Source organism: Actinoplanes sp. NPDC051633, assembly GCF_040681735.1.
GTDB lineage: Bacteria > Actinomycetota > Actinomycetes > Mycobacteriales > Micromonosporaceae > Actinoplanes.
Genome location: NZ_JBFAZH010000218.1, coordinates 1 through 8,554 on the forward strand (window position 1 = coordinate 1; position 8,554 = coordinate 8,554).

Here is an 8,554-nt window from a genome sequence, read left to right on the forward strand (position 1 = left end):
CGCGGCCCGGTCGAGCTGCCGCCGGAGCTGCTGGCCGCGGCCGGCGCCCTGACCCCGGCGGCGGTGACCCCCGAGCTGATCGAGGGCCTGGCGGCGGGGCTGGGCCTGTCGCGCAGCGGGATCGGCCCGATGGCCGCGGTCAACACGCTGCTCAGCGCGGCCCCACCCCGCCTGCGAGAAGCCCTGCTGACAGGCTTCCTGAGCATGCTCCAGCGCCCTTAAAAAAGTGGTAGCCCAGGAGGCTATTCGGGCGTGCGATTGCCCCGTGGGCTACCAATTGCGGTCGCGGTCCGCGGGGCAAGCGAAAAGTGGTAGCCCAGCGGCTCATCGGCCGGCGCGATTGCCGCGTGGGCTACCACTTTGGTGGTCAGCGCTTGTAGATCGTCAGCGCCGCCATGTTGTCGTAGCTGAGGTCGGCGTAGGCCAGGGACTGGCCCGGGTTTGCGGCGCCGCCCGGGGCCGTGTCCATCTCCCAGTTGGCGTGGTGGAACTCCGGCTCACCGATGGTCTCGAAGAACTGCTGGAAGTTGATGTCGCCCTCGCCCAGCGGCGTCATCACGTACCCGTTGGCCTGGCTCGTGTCCTTGTCGCCGTCCTTGGCGTGGAAGAGCGGGAACCGCTTGGTGCGGTTGGCCACGGTCAGGATCGGGTCGAAGATGTCGGTGCGGGTCTTGCCCGCGGAGTTGGTGTACGTGCGGTGCTTGTACTGGGCGACGTAGGCCCAGTAGATGTCCAGCTCGAAGAACACGTACTTCGGGTCGGTGACGGCCATGAAGTACTCGAGCTTGCGGATGCCGCTCGACCGGGTGGGCCGGCCGGTGGCGTCCAGCGGCCCGGCGTCGAGCAGGAACGCGTACGCGGCATCGTGGTTGTGGGTGTAGAGCCGCAGCCCGCGCTCCTTGGCCTGGCGGCCGAGCTCGTTCCACACCGCCGCGGCAGCGTCCCAATCGGACTGGTACGCGCTGCCGGTCGGATCCGACCCGGTGCCGATGTTCTTCATCCCCAGCGTCTCGGCGATGTCCAGCTGCTGCTGGAAGGTGGCCGGGTTGATCTGGGTGTGCGTGCCGTTGGCGACCAGCCCGTTGTCGTCGAGGATCTTGCGGATCTCCTGGGGTGTGATCTGCCGGCCGAGGATCTCGGTGCTCTGGTTGTAACCGGCGAACTCGACCTCGGAGTACCCGAGCTCGGCGATCCGGGCGAGCACGCGCTCGAAGCCGTAGGGGACACCGGAGTCGTCCGGCGGCGCCGAGATCCGGTCCCGGACGCTGTAGAGGATGATGCCCCGGTTCTGCGCCGGGATGAGGGGCTCGGCGTGGAGGCGGTCGTCACCGATGGCGGGCTTGGCGGTCTGCAGGACGGGTAAGCCGGCGGCGCCCAGGGCGGCGGCCGCGCCGGCGGAGGCGGCGAGTACGCGACGGCGGGAGAGATTCATATCGACGGACGTTAAACAAGTTTCGTCATGATCGGAATAACTTTCGTCGTCCATATGCAAAAGTCGGAGCGCTGGTAGGTTGATGTCCGTGTCAGGAGTCCTCGGGGAGCCCATCCGGTTCGTGCTGAACTGGGGGCGCCGCTACTCGCTGTGGGTCTTCAACTTCGGGCTGGCCTGCTGCGCCATCGAATTCATCGCGTCCAGCATGGGCCGGCACGACTTCATCCGGCTGGGCGTCATCCCGTTCGCCCACGGCCCGCGGCAGGCCGACCTGATGGTGGTGTCCGGCACGGTCACCGACAAGATGGCGCCGGCCATCAAGCGGCTCTACGACCAGATGCCCGAGCCCAAGTATGTGATCTCGTTCGGCTCCTGCTCCAACTGCGGCGGGCCGTACTGGGACTCCTACTCGGTCACCAAGGGCGTCGACCAGATCATCCCGGTGGACGTCTACGTGCCCGGCTGCCCCCCGCGGCCCGAGGCGCTGCTGCACGGCATCCTGCGGCTGCAGGAGCAGATCGCCGGCGAGCAATCAGGCGTTGGGGGAGTGTCACGACCCGACGCGGCCGCGTTGACCGCCCCGAAGGTGGTCCCGCCGGTGGCATCCGGGGGCTAATCTCCGGTTTATGACCGAGCAGTCGCGCGCCGACTTCATCATCGATGTCCTGAGCAGGGAATTCGGCGACCTGATGGCGCAGGATCCGGCCGCCTTCCGGCGCAAGTTCCGCAAGATGGCCGCGTCGCCGTTCGCGTTCTACCGGGGCAGTGCCTCACTGTTCTACGCCGACCTCAGCGGCGCCTATCGCGACGACAGCTTCCTCGACGAGCACACCAGCCGGGTGTGGATCCACGGCGACCTGCACGCGGAGAACTTCGGCACCTACATGAACGCCACCGGTCAGCTCGTCTTCAACGTCAACGACTTCGACGAGGCGTACGTCGGGCCGTTCTCCTGGGACCTCAAGCGGTTCGCCGCCAGCATCGCCCTGATCGGGTACGCCAAGGCGCTCTCCGACGACGCGATCACCACCCTGGTCCGGGGCTTCGCCGAGTCGTACCTGACCGAGCTGCGCGCGATCGCGGCCGGCGGCGACGACGCGATCGGCTCGATCACGCTGAAGACCGCCGACGGGGTCCTGCGCGAGGTGCTCCAGCGGGCCCGGCTGAACACCCGGGTCGAGCTGCTCGCCGAGCAGACCACGATCGACAACTACGAGCGCCGGTTCTCCGTCGGCGACGGCGTCTACGAGGTCGACGGCGACACCGAGGCCACAGTGCGGGAGGCCTTCGACCGCTACCTGACCACGCTGCCCGAGAAGACCCGGCCGGTGTCCACCAACATCAAGGACATCAAGCTGCGCAAGGGCGTGGGCATCGGATCGGCCGGGCTGCCGTCGTACAACCTGCTCCTCGAGGGGCACACCGAGGCGCTGGAGAACGACGTCGTCATCTACATGAAGCAGGCGCAGGTGCCGGCCGTGTCCCGCTGGATCGACGACGAGCGGGTGCGGTCGTACTTCCACCATCAGGGGCACCGCACCGCCGAGTCGCAGCTGGCGTTGCAGGCGCACGCCGATCCGTGGGTGGGCTACACCGACCTGGGTGACGTCGGCCAGCTCGTCGCGGAGGTCTCCCCGTACGCGGCGGACCTCGACTGGGCCGACGTCAACGAGCCCGAGGAGCTCACCGGCGTGGTGGCCGACCTGGGCCGCGCGGTGGCCCGGATGCACTCGGTGGCCGACGACGAGTCCAGTCACGACCTGGTCGACTTCTCCACCGAGGAGGCGATCGTCGCCGCGGTCGACAAGGACGAGGCGAGATTCGTCCCGCACCTGGTCGACTTCGCCCACAAGTACGGCGACCAGGCCCGCGAGGACCACCAAGACTTCGTCGACGTCTTCCGCAACGGACGGCTGCCCGGCCTGCAGTGAGCCTGCAGTGAGCCGCGGGGCCGCGCGCGGTCGTATCGACGGCCTATGATCTGTCCGCCTTGAACGGGGGAAGGACAGATACATATGAAACGGGGAACCAAGGCGGCCATCGGGCTCGCCTCGATGACGTTCGTGCTGGTCAGCGGCGCGAGTCCGGCGCAGGCCGTGATCGGCGGCGCGGAGGACCTCGCGTTCGCCGCCCAGGTCCAGGTCGGCGGCGAGCTCGGGTCGGGCTGCACCGGCGCGCTGGTCGCTCCGCAGTGGGTGATCACGGCGAAGAGCTGCTTCGGTGCGGAGGTGCCGGCCGGCGCACCCCAGCAGGCGACGACGGTGACGGTGGGCCGGCCCGATCGCGCCACCACCGCCGGTCACGTCCTGCGGGTGACGCGGCTCGTCCCGCATCCCGACCGTGACGTGGTGCTGGCCCGTCTGGTGCAGACCGCCAAGGGCGTGCCCGCGGTGCGGGTCGCCACCTCCGCGCCGGGCGCCGGCGACGAACTGCGGGTGCTGGGCTTCGGGCGGACGAAGGACGAGTGGGTGCCGTCCCGGCTGCGTGGTGCGGCCGTGACCGTCGATGCCGTCGGTGCCGCGACGGTGAGCGCCACTCCGGTCGAGGGCGACGACGCGGTGCTCTGCAAGGGCGACGCGGGCGGACCGGCGGTGCGTACCGTGTCCGGGGTCGTCGAGCTGGCCGGTGTGCACTCCGAGTCGGGCCAGAAGGGCTGCCTTGACTTCGACGGCGGCACCGCGACGACCGTGGAGGCCCGGGTCGACGACCTCGCCGGCTGGATCGCCGCCACCACCAGGCCGAAGTGCAACACCGCCGGCGGCTGGGTCGACGCGCCGGGTGTGGGCGGGCCGTTCCCCGACTTCACCGGTGACTGCGTGGCCGACCTGATCGGCAACCGCACCGACGGCACCCTGCGGGGCTGGCAGGGCACCGGCGACACGAGCGGCGCCGTGGCGGCGTACCCGGGCGGGCACAAGACCGTGGGCTCCGGCTGGACCTCGGCGAGCGTGCCGCGGGTGGTGGTCGGCGACTTCACCGGCGACAACCGCAGCGACGCCTGCCGGGTGATGAGCACCGGCGAGCTGCGCTGCTGGGCGTCCAGCGGCACGATGGCCGACGCCGCGCTCTTCCCCGGCGCGCACGCCGAGGTCGGCCGCGGATGGACCACCGCGCGCGTCCCGCGCATCGTGGTCGGTGACTTCAACGGCGACGGGCGCACCGACATCGCGGCCGTCTACAACGGTGGCGAGCTGCGCGCCTGGCCGTCGACCGGCGTGATGCAGACCGACCAGATGTTCCTCGGGCAGGGCTCGGTGCACACGACGATCGGGCTGACCGCCGCCGCCTATCCGCGACTGTTCACGATGGACATCGACGGTGACGGCGACAGCGACCTGGTCGGCCAGAACAGCGCCGGCAAGCTGCTGCTGTTCCGCTCCTCGGGCGACCTCTCGGCGGCGGAGACGCTGTTCAACACGCCGCCGGTCGAGATCGGCTCCGGGTGGACCACCGCCAACATCCCGCGCATCCTGACCGGCGACTACAACGGCGACGAGAAGGACGACATCACGGCGGTCTACTCGACCGGCGCCACGCGCACCTGGCTCACCGTCGACAGCGCGACCCGGCCGTTCCCGGGCGGCGGCCTGAACGCCAACCCGGGCTTCACGGTGGCCGCGTGGCCGCGCCTGCGGGTCGGTGACCAGGACAACGACGGGCTGGACGACATCTTCGCCGACAAAGCCGACGGCAGCATGATGTTGTGGCGGTCCAGCGGCGACGGCTCGGGCACCGGCGACACCCTGTTCCCGGGCACGCCACGCCTGGTCGGCAGCGGGTGGACCACCGCCGCCTACCTCCGGGTCTTCTGAGGCCGGGCGTCATGCCGGGCCCTAGGATGCTCGGCATGACGCCCGAAGAGGTCGGTGAACGGCTGGTCGCGCTGCTGACGGCCGACACCGAGGAGCCCGGTGAGGTGACCGCCGGCGTCTCCGGCGGCGGGCCCGGTCATGAGCGGGCGGTCGTCGACGTCCCGGTCGCCCGGTGGTGGACGGCGGCCGGCGCGGCGCTCGACCCCGGCGCGCTGGGCTGCGACTTCTTCGACTGGCTGTCCGCGGTCGACGAGCTCGACGAGGGCTTCACCGTCGTCGCCCACCTGTGGTCGTCGCGCCGCAGGCACGGCGTCCTGCTGCGGGCGCGGGTGCCGCGGGCGAATCCTGTGGTGGAGACCCTCACCGACCTGTACCCGGGCGCGGCCTGGCACGAGCGCGAGACCCACGAGATGTTCGGCATCGGCTTCGAGCGGCACCCCGGCCTGCGGCCGCTGCTGCTGCCGCCCGAGTTCGAGGGCAACCCGCTGCGCAAGGAGTTCGTGCTCGCGGCCCGGGTGGCCAAGCCGTGGCCCGGCGCCAAGGAGCCGGGCGAGTCCGAGGGCGGCGGGCCGGCCAAGCGCGCCCCGATGCGGCCGCCGGGCGTGCCGGACCCGAACGACTGGGGTCCGCGGGCCTCCGCCAAGGAGGAGGCCTGATGCCGCTCTGGCTCGACCTGGCGATCCGGGTCGTCGCCGTCATGCTCGCCTTCCTGCTGCTGCCGCTGATCGTGGGCCAGGCCGAGCACAAGGTGATGGCACACATGCAGGCCCGCCTCGGCCCGATGTATGCGGGCGGCTTCCACGGCTGGGCGCAGCTGGTCGCCGACGGCGTGAAGTTCCTGCAGAAGGAGGACGTCGCCCCGCGCGAGGCGGACCGTTCCGTCTTCCGGCTGGCCCCGATCGTCGCGCTCTTCCCGTACCTCCTGGTGTTCCTCGCCCTCCCGCTCGGACCCGGCGGCCTCGTCGCCCAGGCCCTGGACCTCGGCCTGTTCTTCGTGCTGGCCGTGCTGGGCGTGGGCGTGGTCGCGGTGCTGATGTCGGCGTGGGCGTCGGCGAACAAGTACAGCCTGCTCGGCGGCCTGCGCGGTGCGGCCCAACTTCTCGGGTACGAGCTGCCGCTGGTGCTCGCCGCAGCCAGCGTCGCGATGGCCGCCGGGACGCTCAGCCTGGTCGGCATCGTCGAGGCCTGGTCTCCGTGGTGGCTGCTCTGGCAGGCCCCGGCCGCGGTCGTCTTCTTCATCTCCGGCCTGGCCGAGATCCGCCGCCCGCCGTTCGACATGCCGATCGCCGAGTCCGAGCTGGTCTTCGGCTACATGACCGAGTACACGGGCATGCGCTTCGCGTTCTTCCTGCTCGCCGAGTACGTCGGCATCGTGGTGATCGCCGCGCTCACCACCGTGCTGTTCCTCGGCGGATGGCACGGTCCGTTCGCCGAACAGCTGGGCTGGCTGTGGACGCTGCTCAAGACCGGCGCGGTCACCTTCGTGATCATGTGGCTGCGGATGAGCAACCCGCGCCTGCGCGAGGACCAGCTGCAGCGGCTGTGCTGGCTGGTCCTCGTGCCGGTGGCGCTGGCTCAGCTGGTCCTGACCGCGGTGGTCAAGGTCCTCACCTGATCGTCTCGAGGCGTTGCCGCAGGGCATTGAAGACCTTGTCGGGTACGGCGCCGACCGGTCGTTCTCCGGCCGCCATGGCGTCGAACAGCGCGAAGTCCACCTCGGCGCCGGGCTCGGGCATCTCACCCCAGACGTCCCACGGCAGCAGTTCGACATCGTCCAGCGCGGCGAGGTCCCGCATCAGATTGCCCGCGATCCACCACCAGCCGCCCTCGTTCAGCGGGCTCAACCCGTAGTCGGCGGGGTCGCTCTCCCCGGCCCGGCAGCGCCGCCAGGCGTCCCCGGCGACGACGAACTGCCCGGCCGGCATGTCGGCGACGTCGAAGCCGATCTTCAGGGTGTTCCGCTGCAGCTCATCGAGCTGAGCGTCCAGCATCCGCCAGCGCCCGCCGGCCCGATACTCGACGACCCAGTGATCCTCGAACTTCCCGGCGTTGAAGTACGCCCCGAAGCCGCACCGGGCCCGCGCCGGCACCCCCGCGTGCCGCAGCATGGCGACGGCCAGCACGCTGAACCCGCGGCAGTTGGTGGCGATCCGCCGCTCGGGAGCCCGGGCCTCCGCGAGCGGCCGGTCGTCGACCTCGACGATGGCGGCGAGCAGCTCGGACGTCTTCCGCAGGTGCACGGTCTGCTTCTGCTCGTCGGTGAGCGTCAGGTCGTACGCGTCAGCCCAGAACTCGTGCACCATCAGACCCTGCACGACCTCGGCAACCCCACCGGGCGACGCGGGCAGGCCCTCGAACAGGTTCCGGTATTCGCGGGGATCGGTCATCACCCCGGCAGCGACGTAATCACTCATGACAGCCAAGAAACGGCCTGACACGGTGTCAGAGTCAACCCCCTGCTCGCCTCCGATCGAGGGAAGGGGCAGGATATGGCCTTGTGAGTGGGGACGGGGAGCGGAGCACGCCGGGTGCGGGCCTGATCAACGGGCTGGCCATCACGCTGCGCACGATGGTCTCGCGCAGCACCACGCAGCAGTATCCGGATGTCGAGCCCGAGCTGCCGCCGCGATCCCGCGGCGTGATCGCGCTGCTCGAGGAGAACTGCACGGTCTGCATGCTGTGCGCCCGCGAGTGTCCCGACTGGTGCATCTACATCGACTCGCACAAGGAAGAGGTCATCGTTCCGGGTGCGGCCCGCGCGCGGCAGCGCAACGTGCTCGACCGGTTCGACATCGACTTCTCGCTGTGCATGTACTGCGGGATCTGCATCGAGGTCTGCCCGTTCGACGCGCTGCACTGGACGCCCGAGTTCGAGTACGCCGAGCACGACGTCCTCGACCTGCTGCACGACAAGACCCGGCTGGCCGCCTGGATGCCGACCGTCCCTCCGCCGCCGGCGCACGACGTGCTGGGCGAGCCGTCGAAAGAGGAGTCCAACGCCGCCAAGAAAGCGAAGCCGTGACCGTTGCCGACGCGCTCCTGCTCGCCCTGGGCGTCGTGGCGGTCGGCGCCGCCACGCTGGTGGTCACCTCGAAGCACCTGGTCCGCGCCGGGCTCTACCTGGTGATCAGCCTGGGCGCGATCGCTGGGCTCTACCTGGTGCTCGGCGCCGAGCTGGTGGCCTGGGTGCAGGTGCTGGTCTACGTGGGGGCGGTCGTCGTGCTGCTGCTCTTCGCGGTGATGCTGACCCGCGCCCCGATCGGCGCGTCCGACGACCTGGACCGACCGGTCTGGCCGGCCCTGCTGGTCG

The 8,554-nt window shown here is 70.4% G+C and carries 9 protein-coding genes and 1 pseudogene; 8 read left to right on the forward strand and 2 right to left on the reverse strand.

Translation table 11 applies throughout. From position 1 onward, the window contains the following. Nucleotides 1-222 (forward strand): annotated as a pseudogene (locus tag AB0M20_RS14965) (aspartate aminotransferase family protein); the annotation flags it as partial. Between the two features lie 145 nt (nucleotides 223-367). Here the strand turns inward: AB0M20_RS14965 and AB0M20_RS14970 are convergent. After that, on the reverse strand, nucleotides 368-1,432 hold the full coding sequence (locus tag AB0M20_RS14970) for a sugar phosphate isomerase/epimerase (RefSeq protein ID WP_364298290.1): 1,065 nt from the start codon (nucleotides 1,430-1,432) through the stop codon (nucleotides 368-370). A gap of 82 nt (nucleotides 1,433-1,514) precedes the next feature. On the opposite strand from AB0M20_RS14970, the gene AB0M20_RS14975 reads away from it, so the two are divergent. The 5 genes from AB0M20_RS14975 to AB0M20_RS14995 all read left to right on the forward strand — a co-directional run bounded on the left by AB0M20_RS14975 (nucleotide 1,515) and on the right by AB0M20_RS14995 (nucleotide 6,859). Then, nucleotides 1,515-2,048 carry an NADH-quinone oxidoreductase subunit B family protein gene (locus tag AB0M20_RS14975; protein WP_364298292.1) on the forward strand — a complete coding sequence of 178 codons (534 nt, stop codon included), beginning with the start codon at nucleotides 1,515-1,517 and terminating at the stop codon, nucleotides 2,046-2,048. Between the two features lie 10 nt (nucleotides 2,049-2,058). Then, complete coding sequence (locus tag AB0M20_RS14980; protein ID WP_364298294.1) at nucleotides 2,059-3,363, forward strand: DUF2252 domain-containing protein; 1,305 nt, start codon at nucleotides 2,059-2,061, stop codon at nucleotides 3,361-3,363. An 84-nt stretch (nucleotides 3,364-3,447) separates the two neighbouring features. After that, nucleotides 3,448-5,244, forward strand: a complete 1,797-nt coding sequence (locus AB0M20_RS14985) for an FG-GAP-like repeat-containing protein (RefSeq protein ID WP_364298296.1) — start codon at nucleotides 3,448-3,450, stop codon at nucleotides 5,242-5,244. A 35-nt stretch (nucleotides 5,245-5,279) separates the two neighbouring features. After that, the gene (locus AB0M20_RS14990; protein WP_364298298.1) at nucleotides 5,280-5,900 is read left to right on the forward strand and encodes an NADH-quinone oxidoreductase subunit C; all 621 of its coding nucleotides are present in this window, start codon (nucleotides 5,280-5,282) and stop codon (nucleotides 5,898-5,900) included. After that, nucleotides 5,900-6,859, forward strand: coding sequence for a complex I subunit 1 family protein (locus AB0M20_RS14995; RefSeq protein ID WP_364298301.1), 960 nt, complete (start codon nucleotides 5,900-5,902; stop codon nucleotides 6,857-6,859). The genes AB0M20_RS14990 and AB0M20_RS14995 overlap by 1 nt, the downstream gene beginning before the upstream one ends. On the opposite strand, the gene AB0M20_RS15000 is transcribed toward AB0M20_RS14995, so the two are convergent. Then, on the reverse strand, nucleotides 6,852-7,658 hold the full coding sequence (locus AB0M20_RS15000; protein ID WP_364298304.1) for a transglutaminase-like domain-containing protein: 807 nt from the start codon (nucleotides 7,656-7,658) through the stop codon (nucleotides 6,852-6,854). The genes AB0M20_RS14995 and AB0M20_RS15000 overlap by 8 nt on opposite strands. 83 nt (nucleotides 7,659-7,741) lie before the next feature. Here AB0M20_RS15000 and AB0M20_RS15005 point away from each other — a divergent pair, with 83 nt between their 5' ends. Next, nucleotides 7,742-8,266 carry an NADH-quinone oxidoreductase subunit I gene (locus AB0M20_RS15005; protein WP_364298307.1) on the forward strand — a complete coding sequence of 175 codons (525 nt, stop codon included), beginning with the start codon at nucleotides 7,742-7,744 and terminating at the stop codon, nucleotides 8,264-8,266. Next, a partial coding sequence (locus tag AB0M20_RS15010; protein ID WP_364298309.1) for an NADH-quinone oxidoreductase subunit J occupies nucleotides 8,263-8,554 on the forward strand: 292 nt, incomplete at its 3' end. The genes AB0M20_RS15005 and AB0M20_RS15010, both read left to right, overlap by 4 nt.